Raw genomic sequence first — 12,265 nt, 5'->3', positions numbered from 1 at the left:
CGCGTCACGCTCCGGTCCGCGCGTGTCCGTTCTGCCAGGCCCAGGCGGCGATCTCGACGCGGTTCCGGGCGGCCAGTCTGAGCTGGACGCTGGACAGATGCGTCTTGACCGTGGAGAGCGAGACGTACAGTTCGGCCGCGATCTGGGCGTTGGTGCGGCCGAGGGCGACCAGGCGGATGCCCGTGGCCGTGGGCTCTGCTGTGCGGTGTGCTCGACGGGGTCGCCCTGCTGCTGTTGGCGGTGCGGTACTTCCGGTCGTTGCAGGACGAGGTGCCGGCGTACGCCGTGATCGGACTGTTCCTGATCGGGCTCACCGCCGGACTCGCCGCGTACCTGCGCTCCCTGGACTACCGGCGCACCGTCGCGGTCGGTGATACCCGCCGTGCCGAACGCGTCGCGATCGCCGCCGACCTGCACGACTTCGTCGCCCACCACGTCACCGGGATCCTCGTGCAGACGCAGGTGGCCCGCATGATGGCCGAGCGGCAGCCGCAGGACCTGGACCCCGTCCTGGCCGGTATCGAGCGCTCCGCCACCGAGGCGCTGGCCTCCATGCGCCGCACGGTCGGCGTGCTGCGGGACACCGGTTCCGAGGCCCCCGACCGCCGCCCCGTCGGCGATCTGGCCGGCATCGCCGACCTGGTGGCGGGCTTCGCGAGCCCGGTCCAGAGGTCCGTCCTGCACCGCGCCCCGGCCGTCTCCGGCGATCTGCCGCACGAGGTGCAGGCGGCGGCCTTCCGGGTCGTCCAGGAGGCGCTGACCAACGTACGGCGTCACGCGGCCGACGCCACGCGGGTCACCGTCCGCCTGGCCCGCCCAGGCGACCGGCTGGAGGTCACGGTGACCGACGACGGCCATGGCGGCACCCAGCTCCCGGAGGCCGCCCACGGCGGCGGTTTCGGCCTGGTCGGCCTGACGGAACGGGTGACCGCGCTCGGCGGCGAACTGCGCGCGGGGCCGCACGCCGGGGGAGCGGGCTGGCAGGTGCGAGCGGAGTTTCCGGCAGGGGAGCAGTGAGCGAGCCGCTCTGCACCTGGCTTCCGGGCTCACGCGCGCTGTTCAATGAAGCTGTACACCCGCCGAGCGCGAGAGGAGCCGCCCGTGTCCCCCGCCGTCGTCCCGCCCGTCGGGGCGCGTATCCGGCAGGCCCGACTGGAGCGCGGTACGAGCCTGCGCGCGCTGGCCCGGGAGGTCGGAGTGTCGGCGAGTCTCGTGTCGCAGATCGAGACCGGCAAGAGCCAGCCCTCGGTCAGCACGCTGTACGCGATCACGACGGCCCTCGGAATCTCCGTGGAGTCCCTCTTCGACGCACGGGCCTCGGCGCCCGCGGTGGGTGCGAGCACGCCCGGTTCCCTCCCGCACTCCCTCGCGGCCTTCGCCGCCGACCCGGGGCGGCGTATCGGCCCGCTGGCCGTCGCGGGTGAGCGCGAGACGCTGGAGCTGGACTCGGGGGTCGTATGGGAGCGCCTCGGCCGCGTGCCGGGCGCGGACGTCGACTTCCTGCTGGTGACCTACCGGCCCGGCGGCTCCTCCGCGGGCTCCGGCGGACTGATGCGGCACGGGGGCACCGAGTACGGCTATCTGACCTCCGGCGAGCTGATCCTCACCCTCGGTTTCGACGAGTACACGGTGCGCCCGGGCGACGCCGTCTGCTTCGAGTCGACGACTCCCCACCGATACCGCAACGATGGAGAGGTACCCGCTGTGGGCGTCTGGTTCGTGTCCGGCGATGTTCAGTGACACTTGACACCCCTGGCACCCGGGCGTTCACTCCGAAGTGGGGGTGGTCGCCATGGCGATCCGCACATACGGCCCCAACGCCGTCGACTGGGAAGAGCGCATCGACCTGGACCGGCTGCGCGGGCAGCGGTCGGCCCGGCTGCACGAGTCCCTGAACCGGTCCCAGCTGGGCGCGGTGCTCAGCTTCGACTTCGCCAACATCCGCTATATGACGGCCACACACATCGGCACCTGGGCGATGGACAAGCTGATCCGCTTCGCCCTGCTGGTGCGCGACGGCGAACCGGTCGTCTGGGACTTCGGCTCCGCCGCCCGCCACCACCAGCTGTACAACCCGTGGCTGGACTACAGCGACGGCAAGGGCGGCCCGCCCACCGGCGCCCGCGCCGGCATCTCCACCCTGCGCGGCGCCTTCCACCCGGACGCCGGGATCGCCGAGGACGTGGCCGCCAAGATCGCCGCCGAGCTGCGCGAGCACGGGCTGGCGAACGAACCGCTCGGCGTCGACGTCGCCGAGATGCCGGTCCTGGCCGCCCTGCGCGCCGAGGGCATCGACGTCGTCGACGGACAGCAGGTCTTCCTGGAGGCCCGCCGGATCAAGACCGGCGACGAGATCGCCCTGCTCACCCAGGCCTGCGCCATGGTCGACGCCGCCTACGAGGAGCTCTACGGCTATCTGCGCCCGGGCGTCCGCGAGAACGAATGCGTCGGGGTCGTCAGCAAGGTCCTGTACGACCTCGGCAGCGAGTACGTCGAGGGCGTCAACGCCATCTCGGGCGAACGCTGTTCACCGCACCCGCATGTCTACAGCGACCGCCTGATCCGCCCAGGCGACCCGGCCTTCTTCGACATCCTGCACAGCCACCTCGGCTACCGCACCTGCTACTACCGCACCTTCGCCGTGGGCAGCGCCTCCCGCGCGCAACAAGACGCGTACGTGCGCTGCCGGGAGTACATGGACCAGGCGATCGCCCTGGTCCGGCCCGGCGCCACCACCGCCGACATCGTCCAGGTCTGGCCGCGCGCCGAGGAGTTCGGCTTCGCCGACGAGACCGCCGCCTTCGCCCTGCAGTACGGCCATGGTGTCGGCCTGTCGATCTGGGAGAAGCCGATCTTCAGCCGCCTGGTCTCCCTCGACCACCCCGAAGTCCTCGAGGAGGGCATGGTGTTCGCCCTGGAGACCTACTGGCCGGCCGCCGACGGCTGGTCCGCCGCCCGTATCGAGGAGGAACTGGTCGTCACCGCCGACGGCTGCGAGGTCATCACCAAGTTCCCCGCCGAGGAACTGCTCGTGGCCGGGCGCAAGTACTGGACCGTGGGCGGCGAACTGAACACCCGCCGCGAGGCCCAGTCCCACCTCAACACCTCCCGTGGCGACGGGGCGGGCTGATGGAACCGGCCCGGCTTCTCGCCGCCTACGAGCGGATGGCCGTCATCCGCCGTACGGAGAAGGCCGCCCACGACCTGTTCCTCCAGGGGCTGGTGAAGGGCACCACCCACCTCGCCGCCGGGCAGGAGGCGATCGCCGTGGGCGCGAGTGCCGCCCTGCGCCCGGACGACTATGTGTTCGCCACCTACAGGGGCCACCACCATGCCCTCGCCCGGGGTGCCACGCCCGAGGAGTGCCTGGCGGAGCTGATGAGCCGGGCGACCGGGCTGTGCCGGGCCAAGGGCGGCTCCATGCACCTGACGAAGGCCGCCACCGGCATGCTCGGCTCGTACGCCATCGTCGGATCCCACCTCCCCATGGCGGTCGGCGCGGCCTGGTCGGCCCGGCTGCGGGGGACCGAGCAGCTCGCTGTCGCCTTCTTCGGCGACGGCGCCACCAACATCGGCGCCTTCCACGAGTCCCTCAATCTGGCCGCCGTGTGGAAACTGCCCGTGCTGTTCGTGTGCGAGAACAACCTGTACATGGAGTACACGCCCATCGCGGAGGTCACGGCGGTGCCCCGGCCCGCAGCCGACCGGGCGCCCGCGTACGGCATCCCGGGCGAGGTGGTCGACGGCAACGACGTGGTGGCCGTGGCGGAGGCGGTGGGACGGCTCGCGGGGCGGGCCCGGGCCGGAGGCGGGCCCGCCGTGCTGGAGGCCGAGACCTACCGTCACTACGGGCACAGCCGCGCCGACCCTGCGACCTACCGCCCGGCCGAAGAGGTCGAACGGTGGCTGAAGCACGACCCGTTGGACCTCGCGCGGGGACGGCTCGCCGAGCTGGGCATCGGGGCGGAGGCGGTCACCGAGGCCGACGAGCGGGCCCGGGCCGTCGTGGAGCGGGCGGTCGAGGCGGCGAAGGCCGCGCCGCCGCCCGACCCGCGGGAGGCACTGACCGACGTGTGGGCCGACGGAGGTGCCGCATGGCGGACGTGATCACCTACCGGGACGCCGTCGCCGAGGGCATCGCACGCGAGATGCGCCGGGACGCGTCGGTGGTGTGCCTCGGGGAGGACATCGGCGCGGCCGGCGGGGTGTTCAAGACGACCGTGGGGCTGCACAAGGAGTTCGGACCCGAGCGCGTGTGGGACACGCCCATATCCGAACAGGCCATCGTGGGCGCGGCGATGGGCGCCGCCCTGACCGGGATGCGGCCCGTGGCGGAGATCATGTTCTCCGACTTCCTGGCCTGCTGCTGGGACTACCTCGCCAACGAGATCCCCAAGGTCCGCTACATGACCGGCGGGCAGGTGATCGTGCCCCTCGTCGTGCGCACCGCCAACGGCGGCGGGCTGGGCTTCGGTGCCCAGCACTCCCAGGCCACCGAGAACTGGGCGCTGACCGTCCCCGGCCTGAAGATCGCGGCACCGGCGACGCCCGCCGACGTCATCGGCATGCTGGCGGCGGCGATCCGCAGCGACGACCCCGTGGTCTTCTTCGAGCACAAGGCCCTCCTGGCCACCAAGGGGACACCGCCACCGCCCGGTCACCTCGTCGAGCTGGGGCGGGCCTCCGTCGTGCGCGAGGGCACGGACGTCACGCTCGTCGCGCTGGCCTCCATGGTGCCCTTGGCCCTGCGGGCCGCCGACGTGCTGTCGGGGGAGGGGATCCAGGCGGAGGTGATCGACCTGCGCTCGCTGGTCCCGCTGGACACCACGACCGTCCTCGGCTCACTCGGCAGAACCTCGCGGCTCGTCACCGTCGAGGAGAACCCGTACCAGGGCGGCTGGGGCGCCACCGTCGTCTCGGTCGTCGCCGACGAGGGCTTCGGCCTGCTGGACGCGCCCGTGCGGCGGGTGACGGGGGAGTGCGTCCCGCTGCCGTTCGCCGACGCGCTGGAGGAGCAGGTCATCCCCACCGTCGACAAGGTCGTCACGGCGGTCCGAAGACTCGCCGCCTACTGAGCTGCCCGCCGGCTCCGTACCGAACAGCCCATGGGAGGAAGCGCGATGACCACAAGGACACTGCTGCTGCGCTCCGGTCACGTGATCTCGATGGACCCCGACATCGGGGACCTGCCCCAGGGGGACGTCCTCGTCGAGGACGGCAGGATCGCGGCCGTACGGCCCGAGATCAGCGCCGACGCCGAGGTTCTCGACATGACCGGCCGCATCGTCGTCCCCGGCTTCGTCGACACCCACCGTCACACCTGGGAGGCCCCGATCCGGGGCGTCGCCCCCGACGCCACCCTCGACGACTACTTCGTCGACGTCCTCGACAGCTTCGCACCCCTCTACACCCCGGAGGACGTCTACGCCGGCAACCTCGCGGGCGCGCTCGAATGCCTCAACGCCGGCATCACCACGCTCGTCGACTGGTCGCACATCAACAACACCCCCGAGCACCCGGACGCCGCGATCCAGGGCCTGAAGGAATCCGGCATCCGGGCGCAGTACGCGTACGGCAGCGCCAACACCTCCCTCGCCGAGTACTGGTTCGAGAGCAGGATCGCGATCCCGGCGGACGACGTACGCAGGATCCGGTCGACGCACTTCGCCTCCGACGACGGCCTGCTCACCATGGGCCTCGCCACGCGCGGACCCGGCTTCTGCGTCGACGACGTCGTTGCCGCCGAATGGGCCCTGGCGCGTGAGCTGGGCATCCCGATCACCGTGCACGTGGCCATGGGGCGCCTCGCCGGCCGCTTCGGCATGGTCAAGCAGCTCCACGGCATGGGGCTCCTCGGCCCGGACACGACCTACGTCCACTGCTGCTACCTCAGCGAGGAGGAGTGGCGGATGGTCGCCGACAGCGGCGGCACGGTGTCGGTCGCGCCGCAGGTGGAGCTCCAGATGGGGCACGGCTGGCCGCCCGTGATGCTGGCGATCGAGCACGGTCTGCGGCCCTCGCTCAGCATCGACGTCGTCACCACCGTGCCCGGCGACATGTTCACCCAGATCCGCGCCGCCTTCGGCGCCGAACGCGCCCGTGTCAACGCCGACTGCTGGCAGGCCAACATGCCGGTGCCCAGCACCATGCTGACAGCGCGCCGGATGCTGGAGATCGCCACCCTCAACGGCGCCCACGTCGCCGGTCTCGAGGACCGTACCGGCTCCCTGACGCCCGGCAAGCGCGCCGACATCGTCGCGATCGACGCCACCGCGCCGAACGTCTCCCCGGTGCACGACGCGGCAGCCGCTGTGACCCTCTGCGCGGACGTGTCCAACGTGGACACCGTCCTGGTCGACGGCGTGATCCACAAGCGCGACGGGAGGCTGCTCGCCGACACCGGGCGTGCCCGCCGGCTGGTCGAGGAATCCCGCGACCGGCTCCTCGCGGCGAAGGAGGCGAAGGGGGAGAGGGCCACGGCATGACGAACCACCTGGTGCGCCGCGCCGCCGACCGGCCCGATCCGCCCTACGACGGCCACGGCCACCGGCGGCGGACGCTGGTCGGCGAGGACGACGGCAGTGTGCACACCGGCTTCGGCCTCTGTGAACTGCGGCCGGACGGCCGGGTGCCCGCCCATGTGCACTCGTACGAGGAGACCTTCCACGTCCTCGACGGGGCCGTGGTCCTCGACGTGCCCGAGGGGTCGTACCTCCTGGAGGAGGGCGACTACGGCCTCCTGCCGACCGGCGTTCCGCACGCCTGGCGCGGGGCAGGGGACACCGGCGGGCGCTGGGCGGACATGCTGGCCCCCGTGCCGCGGGCGCGCTACGGGCACGACACCCAGGCGGTGCCGGAGCTGCCCGCCCGCGCCCCGGTCCGGATCGACGTCCGCGACCCGCGCACCCGGACCTTCGGGCATTTCGAGCCCGACCAGATGGATCCCGGCAAGCAGTCCCAGGACCTGCTGGCCGCCACGGCGAGCATGCGGACCGCGCTGCTGGTCTACAGCGGCATCACCGTGAAGATGATGGTCGACGGCGACCTGGGCGCGGTCGCCTCGACGATGTTCATGGTGCGGTACGCGTCCGACGGCGTCATCGGCACGCACGACCACCCCTTCGAGGAGACGTATCTGATCCTCGAGGGCGTGGCGGAGGCCACCCTCGACGGCGAGCGGTACCGGCTGGAACCCGGCGACCTCGCGTGGGCGGGCGCCGGTTGTGTGCATGGGTTCGTCAACGCCGGGCAGGGGCCCCTGCGGTGGCTGGAGACACAGGCGCCGCAGCCGCCGTCACGGCACTCCTACCGGTTCACGCGGGACTGGGACTACCTGCGCCAGGCGCTTGAGGAGGAGTCATGAGCAGTGTCCTTGTCGTCGGCGGCACATCGGGGATGGGCCGAGAGTTCGCGCGGCTGCGCGCCCAGCACGGGGACGACGTCGTCCTGACCGGCCGCGACGCCCAGCGCGCCGACACGGTCGCCAAGGAGATCGGCGCCCGGGGCCTCGCCCTCGACCTGGCCCGGCCGCTGGAGATCACCGCGGCCCTGGCCGACGTCGGACGCGTCGACCATCTGGTGCTCGCGGGTGTCTCCCGGGACGACAACAAGGTGACCGAGTACGACATCGACGCCGCCCTGCGGCTGGTCACCCTCAAGCTCGTCGGCTACACCGAGGTCGTGCACACGCTGCGCACCCGGCTGCACGACGACAGCGCCGTCGTGCTGTTCGGCGGACAGGCCAAGGAACGCCCCTACCCGGGCGCGACGACGGTGGCGACCGTCAACGCGGGCGTGCGCGGGCTGATGCACTCCCTCGCCGTCGAGCTGGCCCCCGTCCGGGTCAACGCCGTACATCCCGGAGTCGTCGGCGACACCCCGTACTGGCAGGCCAAGCCGGAGAAGGTGCTCGACGTGCTGCGCACCGAGACGCCCACGGGGAATCTCGCCACGATGGCGGACGTGGCCGACGCGGTCGACTTCCTGCTGCGCAACCGCTCGGTCAACGCGGTCGAACTGACCGTGGACGGGGGGTGGTTGCTGGGCTGAGCAGGGGGCGGCCTCTTGTCACGGCGGAGGCCGCCTCGCTGCTCGCGGCTCTCCGCTACGCCTTCAGCGGATCGTGGCCGACGGTCATCAGCCGGTGCCGGCGGCGTGTGTCCTCGGCCGTCACCTCGGGCAGCGGCTCGTTCTCCAGGTCCACCTGGGAGGTGACCCTGTCCACGACGTTGCGCATCACCCGCAGATCGTCCTCGGTCAGGTCGGTGCGCCGTTTCTGGAGGATCGCCAGGACGTGCTGTCCGGTCTCGCTCCCCGCCTGGTCGGGCAGTGGCTCCGCGTTCTCGTCGGCGTCCCGCATCCGCAACCAGGCGGCGAGTTCCTGCGAGGTCATGTTCACCACGCGGTGGAAGTCCTCCCACAGCGCGTCGAGTTCGAGGGCGTCGGTCATCGGGTGCCCCTTCCGTACGTATGTGCGCGCGCCGGTCAGCCTTCGCGGGGGAAGTTCTCGGCGTCGAACATCCACCGCTGCTTCTCCAGCTCCGCGGTGATGCTGATCAGCAGGTCCTGGGTGACCAGGTCCGCCTTCTCGGTCGCGTCGATGCGCTCGCGCAGCCGGCCGACGGCGTCCTGGAGGGACTCCACCAGCACCTGCACGGCGTCCGAGTCACGCACCCAGCCCTCCTTGGGGGCGGGCAGCGTGAACGTCTTGGCGATGGTCTCCGGCCGGCCGTCCGGCGGCACACCGAGCGCCGCGGACCGCTCCGCGACCGTGTCGGCGAAGTTCCGCGCGGCCGTCACCACCTCGTCGAGCTGGAGGTGGATGGACCGGAAGCGCGGTCCGACGATGTTCCAGTGGGCCTGCTTCCCGATCAGCGAGAGTCCGAGCAGATCGACCAGGGTGTCCTGGAGTGCCTCGCAGGAGACCCGGCGGGCCTCGTCGGGCAGGGTGCTCCTCACGGCCGTCATAGGGCGCTTCTCCTTCGCGCGTCGTTCTTCGTCGTCCGGAGCAGTGCGTCGCGCTCCTCCTCGCAGGTCCCGCCCCACACGCCCGAGGCCTGGCCGCTGCTCAGCGCGAAGCTCAGGCACTGGTCGGTCACCGGGCAGCGCGCGCAGATCCGCTTCGCGGCCGCGACGTCCCGCAGGGCCGGGCCCGCCGTGCCCACGGGAAAGAACAACTCGGGGTCCTCGTCCACGCAGGCGGCGCTCCACAACCACTCCATGAGCGCGCGGGTGCCCCGGGCGCACTGGCGCAAACGCGGCCCGTGACGGCGGCCGGCCGAGGGGCTATAGTCCGAAACTAGCAGTGCTAATTAATGTGCGGTGTGTGAGGAGTCCTCTCGTGCGTCCCGTCCACTTCGCGGCCGCCCGCCGCACCCCCATCGGCAAGCTCAGGGGAGCCCTCTCCTCGGTGCGGCCCGACGACCTCGCCGCGACCGTGGTCCGCGCCCTGGTCGGCGACGTGCCCGCGCTGGACCCGGCCCGCGTCGACGACGTCTACTGGGGCGCCGCCAACCAGGCCGGTGAGGACAACCGCAACGTCGCCCGCATGGCCGCCCTGCTCGCCGGTCTCCCCGAGTCCGTCCCCGGGGCCACGGTCAACCGGCTCTGCGCGTCGGGCCTGGAGGCCGTGACCACGGCGGCCCGTACCATCGCCGCCGGCGAGGCCGACATCGTGATCGCGGGCGGCTCCGAGTCGATGAGCCGCGCCCCCTTCGTCCTGCCCCGCCCCGACGAGGCCCTGCCCCACCGCATCGAGACCGTCGACACCCGCCTCGGCTGGCGCCTGGTCAACCCCGCGATGCGGGACCTGCACGGACTGCTGTCCATGGGCGAGACGGCGGAGGAGGTCGCCACGCGGTACGGCATCGACCGCGAACGCCAGGACGACTTCGCCCTGCGCAGCCACCGACGGGCCGCCCTCGCCCGCAAGAACGGCCACTTCGACGGCGAACTCCTGCCCGTGACACGCCCCGACGGCGTGGTCGTCGACACCGACGAGTGTGTCCGCGAGGACACCTCGTACGAGAAGCTGTCCCGGCTGAAGCCGGTCTTCCGGGACGGCGGCACGGTCACCGCGGGCAACGCCTCCCCGATGAACGACGGCGCCGCCGGCCTCCTCCTGGTCAGTGAGGAGGCCCTGAACGAACTGGGGCTTCAGTCCCTGGGCCGCTACGTCGCCGGCGCCTCCGCCGGTGTCCACCCCGACGTCATGGGCATCGGCCCGGTCCCCGCCACCCGCAAGGCACTGGCCCGCGCCGGCTGGAGCGTCGCCGACCTCGAGGAGGCCGAGTTCAACGAAGCGTTCGCGGCCCAGGCCCTGGCCTGCGTCGACCAGCTCGGCATCGACCCCGACCTGGTCAACCCGAGCGGCGGCGCCATCGCCCTGGGCCACCCCCTGGGCTGCTCGGGCGCCCGGATCCTGACGACGCTGCTCCACCGGATGCGGCGGACGGGGGCGGGACGGGGGCTGGCGACGATGTGTGTGGGGGTCGGACAGGGGAGTGCGCTTCTGGTCGAACGGGGGTAGACCGGCCCCCCCGGGCCACCAGGCGAGACGGCACTGCGGCGCCCCGTTCGTTGCACATAGCATCAGTGTTCGCATGGACACGATGACGCTCTGGAACATCACCGGCTGGGAGTTCGCCGCACTCGCCTTCGCGGCCCTCCTCGTCGGTTTCTCGAAGACCGCCGTGAGCGGGGCCAACACGGTCAGCCTCGCCATCTTCGCCGCGGTGCTGCCCGCCCGCGCCTCCACCGGCGTCCTGCTGCCGGTCCTGATCGCCGGAGACCTGCTGGCCGTCGCCACCTACCGGCGGCACGCCCACTGGCCCACCCTGTGGCGGCTGTTCCCGGCGGTCGCCGCGGGCGTCGTCGTCGGCACGGTGTTCCTGATGTGGGCCGACGACGCGATCGTACGGACCTCGATCGGCGCGATCCTGCTGCTGATGGCGGCCGTGACGGTGTGGCGCCGGCGTACGGCGGACGCGGAGGAGCAACCGGACTCGGTCACCAGCCGGGCGGGCCGGGCCAAAGCCCGCTCCTATGGCGTCCTCGGCGGCTTCACCACCATGGTCGCCAACGCGGGCGGCCCGGTGATGTCGATGTACCTGCTCTCCGCGGGCTTCCGCAAGCTCGGATTCCTCGGCACGTCGGCCTTCTTCTTCCTGATCGTCAACGTCTCCAAGCTGCCCTTCAGCGCCGGCCTCGGCCTCATCGACGGCCGCTCCCTGCTCCTCGACCTGGCGCTCGTCGTGTTCGTCGTACCAGGCGCGCTCTTCGGCAAGTGGGCGGTGAACAAGATCAACCAGCGGCTGTTCGAGCAGCTGGTCATCGCGGCGACGATCGTGGGCGGACTGCAGCTCCTGCTCCGCTGACGGGCACCTACCGCTCCGCTGACGGGCACCTACCGCTCCGCTGACGGGCACCTACCGCTGCGCTGACCGGCGCCTACCGCTCCGCGGAGCTCCGCAGCAGCGCCGGGAGGTCCGCGAAGGAGTCGATCACGTGGTCGGGCGTGCCGTCGGCGGCCCGGAGCGCCTCCGGCTGGAACTTGCCGGTCCGCACGAGGACCCCGGTGACACCGGCCCGCTGCGCCGCGAGCACGTCGGACTCGACGTCGTCCCCCACCATCACGGCCTCGCCCGCACCGGCGCCCGCCCGGGCGAGCGCCGCCTCGAAGAACGCCCGCGCCGGCTTGCCGGTGATCTCGGCCTCCACCCGGGCGGCCTGCTCGAGACCGGCCAGGAACGCACCGGCGTCCAGTCGCAGCCCCTCGTCCGTACGCCAGTACAGATTGCGGTGCATCGCCACCAGCCGGGCCCCGCGCTGCAGCTGCCCGAAGGCCCGGTCGAGCGCCGCCCAGCCGAACTCGGGACCGGCCCCGCCGACCAGCACGACATCCGGCACGGTCCTCGTGTCCGCCGCGTCCACGAGGGTCACGCCGTCGAGATCCTCCTCGATGTCGCCGCTGTTCAGCAGGGCGCACCGGGCGCCGGGACAGTGCTCGGCGAGATAGGCGGCCGTGGCCGCGGGCGCGGTCAGGATGTCCTCGGCGGACACCGGGAACCCCGCGTCCGCCAGCGTCCCGGCGATCGAAGCCCGCGTACGGGAGGTCGTGTTCGTGACCAGCAGGACGGCGAGCCCGGATTCCCGGATCTCCCGCAACGCCTCCACGGCCCCCGGCAAGGGCCGCCACGACACGGTGAGCACCCCGTCGATGTCGATCAGTACGGCACGCACGGACTCCATGTCCGGACGATAGCCC

13 protein-coding genes and 2 pseudogenes are annotated in these 12,265 nt (G+C 72.1%); 10 read left to right on the top strand and 5 right to left on the bottom strand.

Annotated features, from left to right (window positions below; all coding sequences use genetic code 11):
• Nucleotides 1-4 precede the first annotated feature (4 nt).
• Nucleotides 5-178, bottom strand: a pseudogene (locus tag ACZ58V_RS09630) (response regulator transcription factor); the annotation flags it as partial.
• Between ACZ58V_RS09630 and ACZ58V_RS09625 the strand changes: the two are divergent.
• The 8 genes and pseudogenes from ACZ58V_RS09625 to ACZ58V_RS09590 all read left to right on the top strand — a co-directional run.
• Nucleotides 178-1,017 (top strand): annotated as a pseudogene (locus tag ACZ58V_RS09625) (sensor histidine kinase); the annotation flags it as partial. The pseudogenes ACZ58V_RS09630 and ACZ58V_RS09625 overlap by 1 nt on opposite strands.
• Before the next feature lie 84 nt (nucleotides 1,018-1,101).
• Nucleotides 1,102-1,740, top strand: coding sequence for a helix-turn-helix domain-containing protein (locus ACZ58V_RS09620; protein ID WP_471289309.1), 639 nt, complete (start codon nucleotides 1,102-1,104; stop codon nucleotides 1,738-1,740).
• Between the two features lie 52 nt (nucleotides 1,741-1,792).
• Nucleotides 1,793-3,130: a M24 family metallopeptidase gene (locus ACZ58V_RS09615; protein WP_468184577.1), complete on the top strand. Its 1,338-nt coding sequence runs from the start codon at nucleotides 1,793-1,795 to the stop codon at nucleotides 3,128-3,130.
• Entirely contained in the window at nucleotides 3,130-4,107 is a 978-nt protein-coding gene (locus ACZ58V_RS09610; RefSeq protein ID WP_468184579.1) for a thiamine pyrophosphate-dependent dehydrogenase E1 component subunit alpha, read from the top strand. The genes ACZ58V_RS09615 and ACZ58V_RS09610 overlap by 1 nt, the downstream gene beginning before the upstream one ends.
• The gene (locus ACZ58V_RS09605; protein ID WP_468184582.1) at nucleotides 4,095-5,075 is read left to right on the top strand and encodes an alpha-ketoacid dehydrogenase subunit beta; all 981 of its coding nucleotides are present in this window, start codon (nucleotides 4,095-4,097) and stop codon (nucleotides 5,073-5,075) included. Before ACZ58V_RS09610 ends, ACZ58V_RS09605 begins: the two co-directional genes overlap by 13 nt.
• Before the next feature lie 45 nt (nucleotides 5,076-5,120).
• Nucleotides 5,121-6,485: an amidohydrolase family protein gene (locus ACZ58V_RS09600; protein WP_471289304.1), complete on the top strand. Its 1,365-nt coding sequence runs from the start codon at nucleotides 5,121-5,123 to the stop codon at nucleotides 6,483-6,485.
• Nucleotides 6,482-7,363, top strand: coding sequence for a cupin domain-containing protein (locus tag ACZ58V_RS09595; RefSeq protein ID WP_468184587.1), 882 nt, complete (start codon nucleotides 6,482-6,484; stop codon nucleotides 7,361-7,363). The genes ACZ58V_RS09600 and ACZ58V_RS09595 overlap by 4 nt, the downstream gene beginning before the upstream one ends.
• Nucleotides 7,360-8,049, top strand: coding sequence for an SDR family NAD(P)-dependent oxidoreductase (locus ACZ58V_RS09590; protein WP_468184589.1), 690 nt, complete (start codon nucleotides 7,360-7,362; stop codon nucleotides 8,047-8,049). The genes ACZ58V_RS09595 and ACZ58V_RS09590 overlap by 4 nt, the downstream gene beginning before the upstream one ends.
• A 55-nt stretch (nucleotides 8,050-8,104) precedes the next feature.
• Here the strand turns inward: ACZ58V_RS09590 and ACZ58V_RS09585 are convergent, their stop codons facing one another.
• From ACZ58V_RS09585 to ACZ58V_RS09575, 3 genes are read right to left on the bottom strand one after another with little or no spacing between them, the layout of a single operon-like run.
• Nucleotides 8,105-8,449 carry a DUF3140 domain-containing protein gene (locus tag ACZ58V_RS09585; protein WP_189725974.1) on the bottom strand — a complete coding sequence of 115 codons (345 nt, stop codon included), beginning with the start codon at nucleotides 8,447-8,449 and terminating at the stop codon, nucleotides 8,105-8,107.
• Nucleotides 8,450-8,484: 35 nt separating this feature from the next.
• Nucleotides 8,485-8,967, bottom strand: a complete 483-nt coding sequence (locus ACZ58V_RS09580) for a Dps family protein (protein WP_405508337.1) — start codon at nucleotides 8,965-8,967, stop codon at nucleotides 8,485-8,487.
• Nucleotides 8,964-9,194, bottom strand: a complete 231-nt coding sequence (locus ACZ58V_RS09575; RefSeq protein WP_468184596.1) for a WhiB family transcriptional regulator — start codon at nucleotides 9,192-9,194, stop codon at nucleotides 8,964-8,966. The genes ACZ58V_RS09580 and ACZ58V_RS09575 overlap by 4 nt, the downstream gene beginning before the upstream one ends.
• Before the next feature lie 146 nt (nucleotides 9,195-9,340).
• Here ACZ58V_RS09575 and ACZ58V_RS09570 point away from each other — a divergent pair, with 146 nt between their 5' ends.
• On the top strand, nucleotides 9,341-10,528 hold the full coding sequence (locus ACZ58V_RS09570) for a thiolase family protein (RefSeq protein WP_468184599.1): 1,188 nt from the start codon (nucleotides 9,341-9,343) through the stop codon (nucleotides 10,526-10,528).
• Between the two features lie 73 nt (nucleotides 10,529-10,601).
• Nucleotides 10,602-11,375, top strand: a complete 774-nt coding sequence (locus ACZ58V_RS09565; protein WP_468184601.1) for a sulfite exporter TauE/SafE family protein — start codon at nucleotides 10,602-10,604, stop codon at nucleotides 11,373-11,375.
• Between the two features lie 73 nt (nucleotides 11,376-11,448).
• Here ACZ58V_RS09565 and ACZ58V_RS09560 read toward each other — a convergent pair whose 3' ends face one another.
• Nucleotides 11,449-12,249 (bottom strand): HAD-IIA family hydrolase, encoded by an 801-nt coding sequence (locus tag ACZ58V_RS09560; RefSeq protein ID WP_471289298.1) that lies wholly within the window; start codon nucleotides 12,247-12,249, stop codon nucleotides 11,449-11,451.
• Between the last annotated feature and the right edge of the window lie 16 nt (nucleotides 12,250-12,265).

This window comes from Streptomyces sp. NPDC040589 (assembly GCF_055594445.1).
The sequence above is the reverse complement of the archived record's forward strand: the minus strand, read 5'-3'. Positions and strand labels throughout refer to the sequence as shown.

Coding starts and splice junctions, on each gene's coding strand:
- ACZ58V_RS09610 (WP_468184579.1), top strand. CDS start 3,130: ATGGAACCGGCCCGGCTTCTCGCCGCCTACGAGCGGATGGCCGTCATC.
- ACZ58V_RS09565 (WP_468184601.1), top strand. CDS start 10,602: ATGGACACGATGACGCTCTGGAACATCACCGGCTGGGAGTTCGCCGCA.
- ACZ58V_RS09595 (WP_468184587.1), top strand. CDS start 6,482: ATGACGAACCACCTGGTGCGCCGCGCCGCCGACCGGCCCGATCCGCCC.
- ACZ58V_RS09590 (WP_468184589.1), top strand. CDS start 7,360: ATGAGCAGTGTCCTTGTCGTCGGCGGCACATCGGGGATGGGCCGAGAG.
- ACZ58V_RS09600 (WP_471289304.1), top strand. CDS start 5,121: ATGACCACAAGGACACTGCTGCTGCGCTCCGGTCACGTGATCTCGATG.
- ACZ58V_RS09605 (WP_468184582.1), top strand. CDS start 4,095: ATGGCGGACGTGATCACCTACCGGGACGCCGTCGCCGAGGGCATCGCA.
- ACZ58V_RS09615 (WP_468184577.1), top strand. CDS start 1,793: ATGGCGATCCGCACATACGGCCCCAACGCCGTCGACTGGGAAGAGCGC.
- ACZ58V_RS09560 (WP_471289298.1), bottom strand. CDS start 12,249: ATGGAGTCCGTGCGTGCCGTACTGATCGACATCGACGGGGTGCTCACC.
- ACZ58V_RS09585 (WP_189725974.1), bottom strand. CDS start 8,449: ATGACCGACGCCCTCGAACTCGACGCGCTGTGGGAGGACTTCCACCGC.
- ACZ58V_RS09580 (WP_405508337.1), bottom strand. CDS start 8,967: ATGACGGCCGTGAGGAGCACCCTGCCCGACGAGGCCCGCCGGGTCTCC.